The organism is Marinobacter sp. Arc7-DN-1 (assembly GCF_003441595.1).
Classification (GTDB): Bacteria; Pseudomonadota; Gammaproteobacteria; order Pseudomonadales; family Oleiphilaceae; genus Marinobacter; species Marinobacter metalliresistant.
Window position 1 is genome coordinate 2,000,424 of record NZ_CP031848.1, and the last position, 16,241, is coordinate 2,016,664.

Sequence of the window (16,241 nt, forward strand, 5' to 3'; positions counted from 1 at the left end):
CTTTTTAACCCTTGTTGAACCCTAAGAGCTTGGCCCGTCAGAATTTCATTTCGTCGAAAAAGCTCTTCACACCCTCAAACCAGGAGGTTTTCTTGGGGCCGTGATCGCTTCCGTTGCTGGCATCGAGGGTCTTCTGGAACTCATTCAGCAGCTCTTTCTGGCGCTTGGTCAGGTTTACCGGTGTTTCCACAATCACCCGGCACAGCAAGTCGCCTGCGGGGCCGCCACGAACCGGGTTAACGCCTTTGTTGCGCAGGCGGAAAAGCTTGCCGGTCTGGGTTTCGGGCGGAATCTTGAGCTTCACGCGGCCATCCAGGGTCGGCACTTCCAGCTCACCGCCGAGGGTCGCATCCACGATGCTGATGGGCACTTCACAGTAGAGGTTGCGGCCATCACGGGTGAACAGGGAGTGCTCGCGCACGGCGATCTGTACGTACAGGTCACCGGGAGGTCCGCCATCGACCCCCATTTCGCCTTCACCGGACAGGCGGATACGGTCGCCGGTATCCACGCCGGGCGGCACTTTAACAGAGAGCGTCTTTTCTTCCTGAACCCGACCCTGGCCATGACAGGCCTGGCAGGGGTTCTTGATGATCTGGCCAGAACCGCGGCAGGTGGGACACGCCTGCTGCACGGTAAAGAAGCCCTGCTGCATACGTACCTGCCCCATACCCTTACAGGTACCGCAGGTTTCCGGGCGGGAGCCTTTTTCGGCGCCACTGCCGCCACACACTTCACATTCGCGATGTCCGGGAATCTTGATCTGGACGGTTTTGCCTTTGACGGCTTCTTCCAGGTCCAGCTCCAGGGTGTAACGCAGGTCGGCGCCACGGGTGCTGCGGCCACGGCCGCCGCCACCACCGAAGATATCGCCGAATACGTCACCAAAGATGTCGGAGAAGCTGGCTCCGCCGCCTCCGAACCCACCACCGGCCTGACCATCTACGCCGGCGTGACCGAACTGGTCGTACGCCGCCCGCCTGGACTGGTCCGCCAGTATTTCGTAGGCTTCGCTGGCCTCTTTGAACTTGTTCTCGGCTTCCCTGTCGTCCGGGTTACGGTCGGGGTGGTACTTCATCGCGAGCTTTCGATAGGCTCGCTTGACTTCCTTCTCGTCCGCATCCCGGGAAATCCCGAGAATTTCGTAATAATCGCGCTTGGCCATGCTGTTAAAACCCTGTTTTTAAACGCGGAAAACGCGGAGATGCCCCCGCGTTTTCCAACTGCCTGATGTACTTCAGATTTATCGCTTGTCGTCGTCTTTCACTTCTTCAAACTCGGCGTCCACGGCGTCGTCAGCCTGCTTTGCCTGGGCATCTTCCTGCCCACCAGCCTGCTGTGCCTGCTCGGCCTGATCTGCGTACATCTTCTGGGCCAGCTCGGAAGAGACTTCGGTCAGCTTCTGGGTCTTGGCCTCGATGTCTTCCTTGTTGGAACCCTCCAGAGCTTCTTCCAGCTCTTTGATGGAAGCTTCGATAGACTCTTTCTCGCTGTCGCTGACCTTGTCGCCTGCCTCTTTCAGAGTCTTGCGAACGGCGTGCACCATCGCGTCGCCCTGGTTGCGGGCCTGGACCAGCTCTTCGAACTTGCGGTCCTCGTCAGCGTTGGCTTCGGCGTCACGAACCATCTTCTCGATTTCATCATCGTTCAGGCCGGAAGAAGCCTTGATCACGATGGACTGTTCCTTGCCGGTGGCCTTGTCCTTCGCGGACACGTTCAGGATACCGTTGGCATCGATGTCAAAGGTGACTTCGATCTGCGGCACACCGCGCTGGGCCGGCGGAATGTCGGCCAGGTCGAAACGGCCCAGGGACTTGTTCTGGGCAGCCTGCTTGCGCTCACCCTGAACCACGTGAATGGTTACGGCGGTCTGGTTGTCTTCCGCTGTAGAGAAAGTCTGCGACTTCTTGGTCGGAATAGTCGTGTTCTTCTCGATCAGCGGAGTCGCCACGCCACCCATGGTTTCGATACCCAGGGTCAGCGGGGTTACGTCCAGCAGCAGAACGTCTTTCACATCACCGGACAGCACGGCTGCCTGAATAGCAGCACCCATGGCCACGGCCTCGTCCGGATTGACGTCCTTGCGAGCCTCTTTGCCGAAGAACTCTTTTACCTTCTCCTGCACCAGCGGCATACGGGTCTGACCACCAACCAGGATAACCTCGTCGATCTCGGCGGCCTTCATGCCGGCATCCTGCAGAGCCACTTTACAGGGCTCAAGGCTGCGCTGAACCAGGTCTTCCACCAGGGATTCCAGCTTGGCGCGGGTCAGTTTCACGTTCATGTGCTTGGGACCAGACGCATCCGCGGTGATGTACGGCAGGTTAACGTCAGTCTGCTGGCTGCTGGACAGCTCAATCTTGGCCTTCTCGCCAGCCTCCTTCAGACGCTGCATCGCCAGGGAATCACCACGCAGATCGATGCCACTGTCTTTCTTGAACTGGTCTGCCAGGAATTCAATGATTTTCAGGTCGAAGTCTTCACCACCCAGGAAGGTGTCACCGTTGGTGGCAAGAACCTCAAACTGGTGCTCACCGTCCACGTCCGCGATCTCGATGATGGACAGATCGAAGGTACCACCACCCAGGTCGTAAACTGCGATGGTGCGATCGCCGCTCTTCTTGTCCATGCCATAGGCCAGGGCAGCCGCGGTCGGCTCGTTAATGATACGCTTCACATCCAGACCGGCAATCTTGCCCGCATCTTTGGTGGCCTGGCGCTGGCTGTCGTTAAAGTACGCCGGAACGGTAATAACCGCTTCCGTTACCTTCTCGCCCAGGTAGTCTTCCGCAGTCTTCTTCATCTTCTTCAGAACTTCTGCAGACACCTGCGGCGGCGCCATTTTCTCGCCCTTAACTTCTACCCAGGCGTCACCATTGTCCGCCTTGGCAATCTTGTACGGCACCATTTTGATGTCTTTCTGAACCACGTCGTCTTCAAAACGACGACCGATCAGACGCTTGATGGCGTACAGGGTGTTGTTCGGGTTGGTGACCGCCTGGCGCTTGGCTGACTGGCCAACCAGGGTTTCACCATCGTCGGTGTAGGCGATGATGGACGGGGTGGTGCGATCACCCTCGGCGTTTTCAATAACCTTGACCTTGTCGCCATCCATGATGGCTACACAGGAGTTGGTCGTTCCCAGATCTATACCGATAATCTTGCTCATTGAGTCACTCCAATTCTTCTGAATGCTTTCCCGGAGGCCCGGCCTCCGCTGTCGCTATTTAATGGCTATATTGGCGCTTTAATCGGCTTTTCAAGCCTGCTCATCAATTTTTGGTGCATCTTCTGCTTTGGCGACGACCACCATGGCCGGACGTACCACACGGCCATTCAACAGATACCCTTTCTGCACTACGGCCACCACGCTGTTGGGTTCGGCGTCCGGGGCCGGCACCATGGACATGGCCTCGTGTTGCCGGGGGTCGAACGGTTCGCCCACCGGGTTAACCGGCTCAACATTGAATTTTTTCAGGCTGGACATGAACAGGCTCAGCGTCATTTCCACGCCTTCCCGAATGGAAGCCACCAGCTCGCCGGACTCTTCCTGGCCTTCGGTGCTCTCAACCGCCTTTTCCAGGCTGTCTGCAACCGGCAACAGCTCCTTGACGAACTTCTCCAGGGCAAACTTGTGGGCTTTCTCCACATCGATCTCGGCACGACGGCGCACGTTCTGCATCTCGGCCTGGGAGCGCAGCATCTGCTCCTGGAACTCCTGAACCTGAGCCTTCAGCGCATCCACCTCAGACGTTTCGCCTTCGGTGGAATCCTCTTCAGCCGTCCGGGCTTCCTCTTTGGCAGCCTCAAGGGCTTCGTTCAGCTCCTCGTGCTCGTTGCGGTTCTCATCAGTGCTCATGGCTACTCCTGCTTGGTCTTCAGCGGCCTTCTTTTCTGTGGCCGGTTGAACATGGGCTCCGGCCGCAGCGCGCCGGAAAAATGTCGTTGCGAACGGATATGGGGCCCCGCTTTCAGGTTTCAACCACCGGCGCCTGCATTCCTGAAGAAAATCACATCACAGGTTTGCAAACAGGAAAAACCCTGTATATATTCACAGTTACTGTATGTATTCACAGCATCGAACAGTAATATAAGACTGCTCAACCGGTTTTCAGAAAGTCGCGGAGGTTATCTGCATGCTTACCCAGCTCACGGTTTCCAACTACGCCATCGCCGAACGGGTGGAACTCCAGTTCAGCAAAGGCATGACTGCACTTACCGGCGAGACCGGCGCCGGCAAATCCATCGTGCTGGATGCCCTGGGCCTGGCCATGGGCGGCCGTGCGGATGCCGGCGCAGTTCGCCACGGAGCCAAGCGCGCGGACATCACGGCCACATTTGATGTATCCACCATCCCCGAGGCAACCGAGTGGCTCGCAGAGCATGAGCTGGATGATGAAAATGACTGTATACTTCGCCGCGTTATCAGCAAAGACGGCCGTTCCCGCGCCTATATCAATGGCCAGCCCTGCCCGCTGAATCACCTCAAGGAACTTGGCGGCGTGCTGATGGACATCCACAGCCAGCACCAGCACCAGTCCCTGCTGCGCAAGGAAACACACCGCAAACTGGTGGATGAGTTTGCCGGCGCCGAGGCCCTGGCCGCCGATACCCGGGAGGCGTGGAAAACCTGGAACCAGATCCGCCAGCGCCTGATCGAACGGCAGCAAAACGCCGATGAAGCGGAAGCCAAGCTTCAGTTGCTGCGTTACCAGGTGGAAGAACTGGACCGCCTGGCACTGGAAAGTGGCGAGCAGGAGCAGCTGGAACAGGAACAGGCACAGCTGAGCCAGGCGGACACGGTTCTGCACAACAGCCATCAGGCTGCCCTGCTGTGCACGGAAGACGAGACCAGCGCCGCCGATCTGGTCCGCCAGGCCCTGCAGCAGCTGGAACAGCTTCCGGTAGACGTGCCGGCACTGGCCGACACCATCCAGATGCTGAACGAGGCCCAGATCCAGATCAGCGAAGCCGGCGACAACCTGCGCCACTTTGTCGAGGATTACGAGGCGGATCCTGCCAGGCTGGCAGAAGTGGAAGAACGGCTGAGCGCCATCTACCAGATGGCGCGGAAGCACCGGATTACCCCGGAAGAGTTGCCGGAACTGCACCAGCGCCTGAGCGCCGAACTGGCCGAACTGGAAGGGGGAGAAGGCAGCCTGGAACAGCTGGAAGCGGAACTGGCCAGCCAGCGCAGCCGGTTCGATGCGCTGGCTGGCCAACTGTCGGAGGCACGCGCCAAGGCTGGCGCCGAGCTTGACCAGCGCGTAGCCGCAGAGCTCGGCCAGCTGAGCATGCCCAACATGCAGTTCATCACCCATCTGAACCGCAACACCGGCGAAGAACCTGCGGCCCACGGTCTGGAGGAGATTGAATTTCTGGTCAGCGCCAACCCCGGGCAACCGGCACGACCACTGGCCAAGGTTGCCTCCGGCGGCGAGCTGTCACGTATCAGTCTCGCGATTCAGGTGGTGGTCGCCCAGACCTCAACCACACCGACCCTGGTCTTTGACGAAGTGGATGTCGGTATCGGCGGCGGCACTGCCGAAGTGGTTGGCCGGCTGCTGCGCACACTGGGGAGCAATGGTCAGGTGCTTTGTGTCACCCACCTGCCGCAGGTCGCGGCCCAGTGCCATCAGCACCTGTTCGTCAGCAAGTTCACTGATAAGGATGCCACCTTCTCAAAAATCGAAACACTGGACGACCAGGGCAGAATCAGCGAAGTGGCACGAATGCTGGGCGGTGTGGACATGACAGACCATACGATCGCTCATGCCAGGGAAATGTTTTCAAAGGGTCAGGCAACTCACCACTGACCCGAAAGAACCAAACCTCTACCCCTCTCGATCCTGAGAGCTGTTGGGGCGGGCCTGAACACCCGCCCCCTTTTTCTGCCTGGCGCTTCCTTCTACCTGGCGCTTCCGCGGGCCGGAATCAGGATTTGATCGGCTTGACGTAAAGAATCAGACTGTGGTCCACGATTTCGTAACCGCGCTCTTTGGCGATCTTCTTCTGACGCTCTTCAATCATTTCATCGAAGAACTCGATAACCTCACCGGTCTGAGTACAAACCATATGATCGTGGTGATCATCACCGGCCATTTCAAAAACGGCATGGCCGCCTTCAAAGTTGTGGCGCAGCACCAGCCCTGCCGCCTCAAACTGCGTCAGCACCCGGTAGACCGTCGCCAGCCCCACGTCATCCCCCTGATCCAGAAGCTTCTTGTAAACATCCTCGGCGCTGAGATGATGCTCTTCGGCCGTCTCCAGTATGTTGAAGATTTTCACTCTCGGCAGAGTCACTTTCAGACCGACTTTTCGTAATTCGGCGTTTTCAGATGACATGTTACTATTCACTCTTTGGTGTGCCTCACGGCTTCCGGTATGATGAAGCCGCCATTAAACGTAAACGGTTAACCCGTGTCACACCTGCCTCGGGCAGGCGATTTCAAGATAGAGGATTTCCCCCGGCGATGCAAAAGCTCACAGCTCTCATTCTCACTCTCGTTCTATCCGGTTGTGGTTTCCCGGGCGTTTACAAGATCAACGTCCAACAGGGAAACATCGTAACCGATGATGAGCTGTCGCAACTGTCCGAGGGCATGTCCCGCAGCCAGGTGCATGCAGTGATGGGAACACCACTCATGCTGAACCCGGTCGATCTCTCCCGGGAATACTATGTGTATACGTTTCAGCGGGAAGGTGGCGATATCACGGAGCAGCGAATCATCGTTTATTACGAAGGCGATCAATACGCCCATTACGAAGCACAGCTGCTCGAAGAAACCCCGGCTTACTGAGCTCAGGCTTTCTTCTTCGCCCGATTCAGGCGCGCCTGTTTCGGGTCGATCCTGAGCGGTCGGTAGAGCTCCACCCGGTCTCCCTCGCGGAGTTCATGGGTCGCAGGATCCTTGATGACCTTCCCGAACACGCCCATGTCAGTGGCATCCACATCAATTTCCGGGAAAATATCAGCAATACCTGAGAGTTTCGCTGCCTCCAGCGCGGTCACCCCCTCAGGAGCCTTCACCGGAACAATTTCCTGTTTGTCCGGGCGGGCATAGGCCACTTCCACCTGAATCATGCACCCTCCGTCCGATAAAGATCATCCGCACGGCGGCAGAACGCATCCACCATGGTATTGGCGGCCTGGCTGAACACCGGTCCGAAGGTGATTCGGGACAGGGAACCGGAAAATTCAAACTCAAGAGAGAGAATCACCTTGCAGGCGTTGTCGTCCAGCGATTTGAAGAGCCAGCGACCGGTCAAATTCCGAAACGGACCCTCCACCAGGTTCATCTCTATCGCATCAGGCATTAACAGCTGATTCCGGGTGGTCAGGGTATGCCGTATGCCACCCTTGGCAACTTCCAGGGAAGCGGTAATCTGCTCCGGATTCCGCTCATGAATCTCGGCGCCCGCACACCAGGGAAGGAATTCGGGGTAACGGGCAATGTCGTTTACCAGGTGGAACATGCGCTCGGCCGAGTGCATTACCAAAGCTGTTTTGTCGATCTGATGGGGCATTGGAACCGGTTGTCCTGCTTGCAAACACGCTGTCAAAGGGTGGCGGACTTCTGAAAAGGAAGACAGTCTCAATCACACGCTATGATAAAGGATATCGTCCTCTTTTGGGGCTTTTTCCCCCGACTTTCCGTTCTTGTCATTTTCCGCCGGCGGCGACTGCCCAGCGGCGGGCACGGTTTCATTGCCCGCGGATTCAGCCCCGGACGGCTCCGCCGATGCCCGGGCATCGACAGGCTCCTCCAAAGGTGCCGCCCTGTCACGGGACAGTAACGTCGCAGGCTGCCCACACCACACCGCCGTGCTGTCGCTGTCACAGAGGTTCGACAGTGAAAACGCCGTGTATTGAACGCCAATCCAGGCAACCACAAGTGGCAACACCAACCGCATCACCCAGAACCAGATACCGGCGAACAACCCCGGTGCCGCACCCAGCATCGTGCGGGAAAGGTGCCGGGTCAGGCCCCAGCCGGCAAACAACGCAATCAAAATGGCGACCAGAGGAATCAACAAGCCACCGGTCACCAGCTCCAGCCACCGGAAAATGGTGGCGCCGCCAACACGCTCCTGTGCCCACAGATTGAACGACAGTAGCGATGCCAGCCCAGCCAGCCATACCGCCAGGCCGATCAGCACCACAGACATCCCCCGCGGCGCCCCGGTCCATTCACGGAACCAGCCAACGATGGGTTCAAGCAGGTTCAGCGATGTGGTCCAGACGATCAGCACCACCATAAGAAATACGGTGGCAATCACGAACTGACTTGCCGGCAGCTGGGCCAGCGTTACGGGCATGGAAACGAACAACAGGCTGAACCCACGTTCGCCATCAAAGCTATTGCCGTCCGTGGCCATGGCAAAGATCATCAGGCCGGCAAGGATCGCCACCAGGGTATCCATCAGAACAGCGGCAAGAATCGAACGCTTGAGGCGGGTATGAGGCGTGGTGTAGGAACCAAGAATCGCCCATACACCCATACCCAGCCCCAGAGTATAGAACGCGTGGAACAAAGCCGCTTTCAGACTTCCCCAACTGAGGTCTTCCGGGTGCATGGCCAGAATCTGGCCGACGGCACCATCTATCCGCCCGTACCAGACCGCCAGAGCGAATAACATCAGCATCAGCACCAGAGTTCCCGGCACCACCACACGCAGCGTCCGTTCAAGGCCTTTGACAACCCCCTGCGCCGATACCCAGATCACCAGCAGCAGGAAAAAGATATGCCAGCCCATGAACATCCGGTACTCGCGAGGGTCTGAAACCAACCCGGCCAGGATCGCCGTTGCCTCAGCGTCTCCCGCCCCGGAGAACCGCCCCAACGCGCCAAAGAAGACATAAGCCAGAGCGATGGAACCGAATACCACCGTAAACGACAGCACCAGGAAGGCCGCAAGAATGCTGAGCCGGCCCACCGCCATCCAGGCGCGGGAACGTTTGGCACTACGAATCAGGCCGTCCATCGCCAGCACAATACCGTGGCGGGCATAACGACCAAGGGCGGCCTCCGTGACCATCAGCGGCAGGGTGACCAACAGCAGGCACGCCAGGTAGAGCAGGATGAACAGGCCGCCACCGTGCAGGCTGGCCAGATAGGGAAACTGCCACAGATTGGCGAGACCAACGGTCGCACCCACCGCAGCCCAGAAGAAAGTTGATTTTCGGGTGAAGGACCCGACATGTGTCTGATACGGCGTAGGCATTCGCGCCCCTGAGACCCCTGAATAAGTCTGGGTCAGTATTGTAGCCGAAGGATCCGGCCGCGCACGAACTGGTAAACGCCGTGTCGCTGATTTCGTGACCGGTCCGGCACTCCTGGGCTACAATGCGCCTTTTTCCGGCTGCACAAACGCCGGCCCGTTCATTCGTCCGACCCCGGATTCATTGATTCATGAGCAAGAAAAAACCCGGAACGCCGAGCAGTACTATTGCACTGAACAAGAAGGCGAAGCACGAGTATCACATCGAGGACCGCTTCGAGGCAGGTCTCGCCCTGCTGGGCTGGGAAGTGAAATCCCTGCGCGCCGGCAAGGCCCAGCTGGTGGACGCCTATGTACTGCTCAAGGACGGCGAAGCCTGGCTGCTCGGCTCTCACATTACGCCACTGATCGCCGCGTCTACCCATGTCATTGCAGACCCGACCCGCACCCGCAAACTCCTGCTGCACGCCAAGGAAATCGCCAAGATCGTCGGCAAGGTAAACCAAGCCGGTTACACCTGTATTCCGCTGGCACTCTACTGGAAAAACAACAGGGTAAAGTGCGAGATTGCCCTGGTAAAAGGCAAGAAACAGTTCGACAAGCGCGCCACCGAGAAAGAGCGGGACTGGAACCGCCAGAAGCAGCGCATCCTGCGCGATACCAACCTCTGATTACGGCCCCGCACCGATTACCAAATACCTGACACCGGTCATGGCCAGCACCGGCCGGTGTGTCGCATACTCAGTCTCTTTGTTCAGATTTCCAACAGGCCTATACTCGGGAGTCCCGGTGCATGGCAAAGGGAGAGCTTATGTCACCTAAACGGATACCCATGTCCGCCGTTGATCGGGCGTGGCTGCGCATGGACACCCCCCAGAACCCCATGATGATCTGCGGGGTGTGGACGCTGGAACGTCCTGTTTCCATGAATCGCCTCAGGCACACGCTTGAGGAGCGATTCCTGTGCTTCAACCGATTCCGGCAACGGGTTGTGGACACCGGAGACCGTGCCTACTGGCAGGATGACCCCCTGTTTGACCTGGACAACCACCTCCACCAGATCGCCCTGCCGGGAAAGGCCGATAAAGCCGAGCTCCAGAAACTCGTCAGCGACATGAACAGTACCTCGCTGGATTTCCGGCAACCGCTCTGGCAAATGCATTACATCGACAATTATGGGAGCGGCGGTGCACTGCTGATCCGCATCCACCATTGTATTGCCGATGGCATCTCCCTGGTTCGGGTCATGCTGTCACTAACGGATAAAACGCCAGAACCCAAGCTGGGTAAAGTAGCGTCAACGCGTCATTCAAAACCCCGCCAAAGGTCCACAGTCCAGCAATTGCTCCACCGCGCGGTGAACAACGCGCAAACTGCCACAAATCAGGCCAGGCTGTTCATTCAGTCCGTCCGGGAAGAGCCTAATTACCCTCTCAAACTGGCGTCCACCGCCAGTGCCGTGGCCCTGGACCTCATCAAACTCGGCCTGGCCCCCGTCGAGCCCAAAACCGGATTGAAGGAGCCACTTTCCGGGCGCAAACAGGTAGCCTGGGCAGACCCTCTGGATCTGGCCGAAGTGAAAGCGTGCGCCAAGGCTCTGGGTGGCACCATAAACGATGCATTGCTCTGTACGGTCACCGGGGCTTTACAGCGGCATTTTGCAGCTCATAAGGAAACCGTCCCCGAGTGCGGAATCCGCGTGGCCGTTCCGTTCAACCTGCGACCTCTTGATCAACCCATAGAAACCCTCGGCAACAAGTTCGGCCTGGTGCTGGTTACCCTGCCGGTGGAAGTGATGGACCCGCTCATGTGCTTCCGACAGGTTCAGGAGAACATGAATCGGCTCAAGCGATCCTATCAGGCCCAGGTCACCTACAGCCTTCTTGATTTATTCGGTCGAGGCCCCGATGTCATCGAACGGAGAGCTCTGGACCTGCTCAGCAACAAAGCCTCCGCCGTACTGACCAACGTGCCAGGGCCGAAAGAGGCTCTGTACCTGGCGGGCAGTAAGCTGACCCAGCCTATGTTCTGGGTACCCCAGAGCGGCAACATCGGCATCGGCATGAGCATTCTCAGTTACGCCGGCACCGTTCAGTTTGGCATTACCGTCGACAAGGCCATCCACGCCGATCCAAATGCCGTGATGGACTACTTCCGGGAAAGCTTCCAGGCCCTGAGCCACGCGGCCCTGGCCGGCAGGCATGGCAGTCATGAACGCAAGGCCAGCTAGGCCGGTAGGTACATTTACCGGCCCGGCGGCACAAAACTGCAACAAACAAACCTTGAAGTCCGGCGAACCGGACACATATACTGGGTGTAAGGGGACGACATGGCTTCGACGCTGGTGGCGATCCCTTGAGTGCATGTCGAGATGGCAGCGAATCTCGTTAATCCAAAGCTGCAACGCAATAGTCGCAAACGACGAAAACTACGCACTAGCAGCGTAAGCTGCTAGTCGTCCTGACCGGGTCGCCCGTAGCCCGGAAGCAACATCTCAGGACGTCATCGCTTACGGGATGCTCCGTTATCCAGAGTTCACTGGCTAGCGGCTAAGATTTAAAGAACTCGGTTCCTGCACCCTGGCTCTCGGGTCGCTCGAACTTAAATCAATAGAGAGACGCTAAACATGTAGACCTCAAGGCTGAGTACTGGCGGACGCGGGTTCAATTCCCGCCGTCTCCACCAAATTCTAAAACGGAGCAATCCGAACACCTCTAAAACCCGCGTAACTGCGGGTTTTTTAATGCCTGAGTGTTGCGCAGTGGTTCGCCGGAATACGTTGAAAGCCGGGAAAAGTGGGGGTACATTTAGGGGTACATGGCTCAAGGTTAGATTTTTATACCCCCAAACGGACACCCCCAGCAATGAAACAGGCCGTTAACAAGCTGGCTGCCACCAGCGTAAAGAATGCCGAGTTCAAAGACCGCGCCTTCAAGCTGTTCGACGGGGCCGGGCTCTTCCTTCACGTTCAGAAATCCGGGAAGTATTGGCGGCTGAAGTACCGCCATGCCAAAAAGGAAAGGCTCTTAGCCCTGGGGGTATATCCTGAAGTCAGCTTGAAAGATGCCAGGGCCGCACGGGATGAAGCCCGCGCCCTGCTCGATAAAGGCATAGACCCCAGCAACCACCGGAAGCAGATAAAGCACAGCCGGTATGCTGCCGCCGCCAACACCTTTGAAGCGATTGCTCTGGAGTGGTACAGAGAGGTACACCAAAGCGCCGTGGTTGAAGAACATGCCGGCCGCAACCTTCGCCGCCTTCAGGTTCACGCCTTTCCGCACATAGGCCGCCGCCCCATTGGAGAAATCACCCCCGGTGAATTACTGGGGGTACTTCGAAAAGTAGAAGACAAGGGGCACATCGAGACCGCCAGACGAGTTAAGACCCTGTGCGGGCAGGTGTTCCGCTACGGGATCGCCACCGGAAGAGTTGAGAGGGACATTACCCCAGACCTGCGGGACGCTCTCAAAGTACCCCCAACTAAACACCACCCTGCCATTACCAAGCCGGAAGAAATCGGGCCTTTGATGAAAGCGCTTTATGGCTATCCCGGACACTTCGCCACCTGTGCAGCCCTCAAGCTGGCCCCGCTACTCTTTGTTCGCCCTGGTGAACTACGGCAGGCGGAATGGGCGGATATTGACCTTAAAGCCGCTGAATGGAACTTCACCGCCAGCAAAACCGGGTTTCAGCTTGTTACACCGTTGCCACGGCAGGCCGTGGAAATCCTGAAAGAGGTTCAAGCAGTGACAGGCCGGGGCCGGTATGTGTTCCCCAGTGTCCGGGACAGAAAGCGGCCCATGAGCAATGCCACTATCGGGGCAGCTCTCGGACGGTTAGACCTGAAAGACAAAATGTCCGCTCATGGCTTCCGCGCCATGGCCCGCACTGTGCTGGCGGAACACCTGGGGTTTCGTTCCGAGTACATAGAGCAACAGCTAGGCCATTCTGTCCGCGATACCAACGGCAGAGCCTACAACCGAACCACACACCTTGAAGCCCGCCGCGCCATGCTGCAAACGTGGGCAGATTTTCTGGATGAACTGAGAACCGGCAAGGGGAATGTAGTAGCCCTCAACCGTGGCAAGACAGCCTAAACCTGACCACCACTGAGAAAGGAACATAACCATGAACGCAATGGAAACGATGCAAGCTGAACAACTGGAAAAGCTGAGGGAAGCCACGGAAGTAGTGGCCAGACTGCAACAGGAAATCTTAGCAGCCAGGGGCTGCACGGGCCGCCCTGAATTTCTCGATAAGGATTTGTACATTGGCGGGTTAGCCACCGCGTCAGAGCTACTGAATGGGCAACTGTTCGACCTGATAGAAGCCAAACAATCAGCTTGATTGCTGGCGGGTCCAATGCCTGAGTTTGTTGTTGTCCTTGAGACCACCGGCCCGGACGGGGAGCCATGGGAGCAACCTGTATCCCCTCGCTTCTTGTCTGAGGTGGAGGCCGCTGCCTGGCGAAAAAAGAACAAGCTACCCGCGCACTGTCGAATAAGGCAGTTGGCAGGTATCGCTGATGAAGCAAAGGCCCTGCTTATCGGCCCGGTTCAGGAGTCGCTTAAGCAAAAGTGGCAGGCTGGGGATGCACAGGCCCTAATGGAGGCTGTTCAGAAATATGGATACCTTCAGGAGCCTTTGCCGCTCTGGTGTTGGGCTGCCTTCCATGAAGCCGCTTTGAAGCTCTCGATGTATGAGGTTAGAGACCTGAACGAAGCCTTCGGATTCGATCCCAAAAAGCGGGGCCGGCTGACAGATCGGAACAAACAAGCCCAGTTGCAATGGCCTGTCTTCCTAGTCTGCGAAGATTTGAAGAGAGAAGGCCGGACGGTTAGTCCGGATATGTTCGATGAAGCGGCAGGCATTGCAAGTGATCGCCTGGGTGTTCAAATAGGTAAAACCACAGCACAAAAATATTATTACGCAATTAAAGAATTATTGAAGGCACATCAACCCGATTAAGACCGCCCCTCACCTAACAACCTCAATGGCGGACCAAGGCCCGGTTCCCTGCTGTCTGCCAGCTGCTGAACCTTCCTGTACCTGGTGATGATCCCGCCAGCCGTTGGGGGTATCTCAGGCCGGGCCGGCTGCCCGTCCCGCCTGCCGTTTGCCGAAGCCCGCCAGAGGCTGGGGGGTACCTCCCCCGTGTGGCTCTGTGCTGGCGGTTCACTGCCCTGCCGCCGGGAGCCGGCCTCTTGCTGTCGCTGCTGCCCTCCCGGCACGGGATCAGGCCACCGGCCTGCCCGCCAGCCGGAGGGCGGCTCCCGGTTCCCTGCTGTCCGCCAGCTGCTGAACCGCCCCTGTACCTGGTGATGATCCCGCCAGCCGTTGGGGGTATCTCAGGCCGGGCCGCCAGTCACTACCGCGATAAACAGTAATGTCACGGGAATACTCCCATGACTGGGTTTAATAACCTCATTCCGCTAAGGCCCTGAAACATCCTTTAACGACCGAAGGTGGAAATTATGACTGACCGTGTATTACGTAGAAAAGAAGTAACTTCAATGGTTGGGCTCGGGACAACCAAAATATATGAACTGATTTCAGAGGGCCGGTTTCCAAAACCTATAAAGCTTTCTGTTCGCTCCGTTGGCTGGCTTGAGTCGGAAATTCAGGCATGGATCAAGGAGCAGGCGGAAAAGCGGGAGACTAGTTCGAATGCTTGAATACAACAGCCCTCTCACTTCCTTTCGTGACAGCCTTTTGAGGCTAGCCGTTCGTTTGATAGAAGCCCGCCAGCCGGGAAACGATGCACAACTTCCACGTGAGTTGATAACAGACAGCCTTATTCAAGGATTGATTGAGATAGCAACAATATCACCCTATGACCTCAACTCGATGCCGATACAGGTTGCTGAGACCACGAAAAGGCGAGCCGTTAAAGCTGTTCGGACCTTGATAGGCGGGCTGTTTCAAGGGGGATTGCCAGAAAAAAAAGCCTATCAATTTTTTACTATGAAAGACCTGAACTTGTTGTTCTACACCCATAGCCAGCTGTCAGGAGCGGAGCGCTACTTAGACATACCGTTTCAGGTTATTACCGGCAAGGGGCAGTGATGAATAACCAATTCAGCGTTGGGGACATTGTCGCCCGATTTCGCCAAGTGCTGGCAGATGCCGGCTTACCTGCTGCCCCTGAAACGAACTTCATTTGTGATGGAGAGTTGCACCGGTTCCGCGTTGAGAGCGACAAGAAAGGCAGCCGTAACGGTTGGTATGTCCTGCACCTGGACGGGGTGCCAGCTGGAGCTTTTGGAAGCTGGCGGGCCGGCATAGCAGAAAACTGGTGCAGCAAAGGACAGGACCAACTGACGGAAGCAGAGCGCCGCCAGCTTAGGGAGCGCATGGAAAAGGCCAAAACGGCCCGCCAGTCACAACTGAAGCAACGACACGCCACCGCTGCACACCGTGCCCGGAAACTGTGGAAGAGCGCCAAACCTGCTGCACCGGATCACCCTTACCTGGTGAACAAACAAGTCCAGCCTTTCAGAGCCCGCCAGATCGGCCCGGCTCTGGTACTCGATATAAGGGGCATACGCGGGGAGCTTTCAAGCCTTCAGTTTATTCAGCCGGACGGCTCCAAAAAACTGCTATCAGGGGGAGCCAAACAAGAGCGGTTTATACCTGTAACCGGTGCAGCTGCCGGAGAACCTGAAACAGTTCTGATCTGTGAGGGCTGGGCAACGGGGGCAACCTTGGCCGCTTCCATGCCTGATGCCTTCGTGTTGGCGGCCATTGACGCCGGGAACCTTCCCGCTGTGGCAGTGGCAACCCGTCAGCGCTGGCCCTCATGTGACCTAATCGTGTGCGGAGATGACGACAGAAAAACGGAAGGCAACCCCGGCGCTGCTGCCGCACGAAAGGCCGCGGAGCTATCGGCTGCCCGCCTTGCTCTCCCCGAATGGCCTGAAGGGTGCCCGGCGCACCTCTCCGACTTCAACGACTTGGCAACCTGGCTGAATGAGGTGAAGCAGTGACCGACACCGGAAAGAATAACCCTCCTCCCCTGG

At 57.5% G+C, this 16,241-nt stretch carries 17 protein-coding genes and 1 other RNA gene; 11 read left to right on the forward strand and 7 right to left on the reverse strand.

Annotated elements, in window-relative coordinates; genetic code table 11:
* Window positions 1-37: 37 nt before the first annotated feature.
* From dnaJ to grpE, 3 genes are all read right to left on the reverse strand, one after another.
* Window positions 38-1,165 (reverse strand): molecular chaperone DnaJ, encoded by a 1,128-nt coding sequence (gene dnaJ / locus D0851_RS09405; protein WP_117618417.1) that lies wholly within the window; start codon window positions 1,163-1,165, stop codon window positions 38-40.
* 78 nt (window positions 1,166-1,243) lie between these two features.
* Complete coding sequence (gene dnaK, locus D0851_RS09410) at window positions 1,244-3,169, reverse strand: molecular chaperone DnaK (RefSeq protein WP_117618418.1); 1,926 nt, start codon at window positions 3,167-3,169, stop codon at window positions 1,244-1,246.
* A 90-nt stretch (window positions 3,170-3,259) separates the two neighbouring features.
* Complete coding sequence (gene grpE / locus D0851_RS09415; RefSeq protein ID WP_117618419.1) at window positions 3,260-3,859, reverse strand: nucleotide exchange factor GrpE; 600 nt, start codon at window positions 3,857-3,859, stop codon at window positions 3,260-3,262.
* Window positions 3,860-4,136: 277 nt separating this feature from the next.
* Here grpE and recN point away from each other — a divergent pair, with 277 nt between their 5' ends.
* Complete coding sequence (recN, locus tag D0851_RS09420; RefSeq protein WP_117618420.1) at window positions 4,137-5,816, forward strand: DNA repair protein RecN; 1,680 nt, start codon at window positions 4,137-4,139, stop codon at window positions 5,814-5,816.
* Between the two features lie 118 nt (window positions 5,817-5,934).
* Here recN and fur read toward each other — a convergent pair whose 3' ends face one another.
* Window positions 5,935-6,345, reverse strand: a complete 411-nt coding sequence (gene fur / locus D0851_RS09425) for a ferric iron uptake transcriptional regulator (RefSeq protein ID WP_117618421.1) — start codon at window positions 6,343-6,345, stop codon at window positions 5,935-5,937.
* Between the two features lie 128 nt (window positions 6,346-6,473).
* On the opposite strand from fur, the gene D0851_RS09430 reads away from it, so the two are divergent.
* Window positions 6,474-6,800, forward strand: coding sequence for an outer membrane protein assembly factor BamE (locus D0851_RS09430; RefSeq protein WP_117618422.1), 327 nt, complete (start codon window positions 6,474-6,476; stop codon window positions 6,798-6,800).
* Between the two features lie 2 nt (window positions 6,801-6,802).
* Here D0851_RS09430 and D0851_RS09435 read toward each other — a convergent pair whose 3' ends face one another.
* The 3 genes from D0851_RS09435 to D0851_RS09445 all read right to left on the reverse strand — a co-directional run bounded on the left by D0851_RS09435 (window position 6,803) and on the right by D0851_RS09445 (window position 9,225).
* A complete protein-coding gene (locus D0851_RS09435; RefSeq protein WP_162893710.1) occupies window positions 6,803-7,084 on the reverse strand; it encodes an RnfH family protein in 282 nt (93 codons plus the stop codon).
* Window positions 7,081-7,527 carry a type II toxin-antitoxin system RatA family toxin gene (locus D0851_RS09440; RefSeq protein ID WP_117618423.1) on the reverse strand — a complete coding sequence of 149 codons (447 nt, stop codon included), beginning with the start codon at window positions 7,525-7,527 and terminating at the stop codon, window positions 7,081-7,083. Before D0851_RS09440 ends, D0851_RS09435 begins: the two co-directional genes overlap by 4 nt.
* A 72-nt stretch (window positions 7,528-7,599) precedes the next feature.
* Window positions 7,600-9,225 (reverse strand): sodium-dependent transporter, encoded by a 1,626-nt coding sequence (locus D0851_RS09445; RefSeq protein ID WP_117618424.1) that lies wholly within the window; start codon window positions 9,223-9,225, stop codon window positions 7,600-7,602.
* Between the two features lie 188 nt (window positions 9,226-9,413).
* Here D0851_RS09445 and smpB point away from each other — a divergent pair, with 188 nt between their 5' ends.
* The 9 genes from smpB to D0851_RS09490 all read left to right on the forward strand — a co-directional run bounded on the left by smpB (window position 9,414) and on the right by D0851_RS09490 (window position 16,208).
* Complete coding sequence (gene smpB, locus D0851_RS09450; RefSeq protein ID WP_117618425.1) at window positions 9,414-9,893, forward strand: SsrA-binding protein SmpB; 480 nt, start codon at window positions 9,414-9,416, stop codon at window positions 9,891-9,893.
* Between the two features lie 140 nt (window positions 9,894-10,033).
* On the forward strand, window positions 10,034-11,452 hold the full coding sequence (locus D0851_RS09455) for a WS/DGAT/MGAT family O-acyltransferase (RefSeq protein ID WP_117618426.1): 1,419 nt from the start codon (window positions 10,034-10,036) through the stop codon (window positions 11,450-11,452).
* Window positions 11,453-11,542: 90 nt separating this feature from the next.
* Window positions 11,543-11,907, forward strand: a transfer-messenger RNA (tmRNA) gene (gene ssrA / locus D0851_RS09460).
* Between the two features lie 179 nt (window positions 11,908-12,086).
* Window positions 12,087-13,319, forward strand: a complete 1,233-nt coding sequence (locus tag D0851_RS09465) for a tyrosine-type recombinase/integrase (protein ID WP_117618427.1) — start codon at window positions 12,087-12,089, stop codon at window positions 13,317-13,319.
* Window positions 13,320-13,350: 31 nt separating this feature from the next.
* Complete coding sequence (locus D0851_RS09470; RefSeq protein ID WP_117618428.1) at window positions 13,351-13,569, forward strand: hypothetical protein; 219 nt, start codon at window positions 13,351-13,353, stop codon at window positions 13,567-13,569.
* 15 nt (window positions 13,570-13,584) lie between these two features.
* Entirely contained in the window at window positions 13,585-14,190 is a 606-nt protein-coding gene (locus D0851_RS09475) for a hypothetical protein (RefSeq protein ID WP_117618429.1), read from the forward strand.
* Between the two features lie 506 nt (window positions 14,191-14,696).
* Window positions 14,697-14,897, forward strand: coding sequence for a helix-turn-helix transcriptional regulator (locus tag D0851_RS09480; RefSeq protein ID WP_117618430.1), 201 nt, complete (start codon window positions 14,697-14,699; stop codon window positions 14,895-14,897).
* Window positions 14,890-15,288, forward strand: a complete 399-nt coding sequence (locus D0851_RS09485; RefSeq protein WP_117618431.1) for a hypothetical protein — start codon at window positions 14,890-14,892, stop codon at window positions 15,286-15,288. The genes D0851_RS09480 and D0851_RS09485 overlap by 8 nt, the downstream gene beginning before the upstream one ends.
* Window positions 15,288-16,208 (forward strand): toprim domain-containing protein, encoded by a 921-nt coding sequence (locus tag D0851_RS09490; protein ID WP_117618432.1) that lies wholly within the window; start codon window positions 15,288-15,290, stop codon window positions 16,206-16,208. The genes D0851_RS09485 and D0851_RS09490 overlap by 1 nt, the downstream gene beginning before the upstream one ends.
* The last annotated feature ends 33 nt before the right edge of the window (window positions 16,209-16,241 follow it).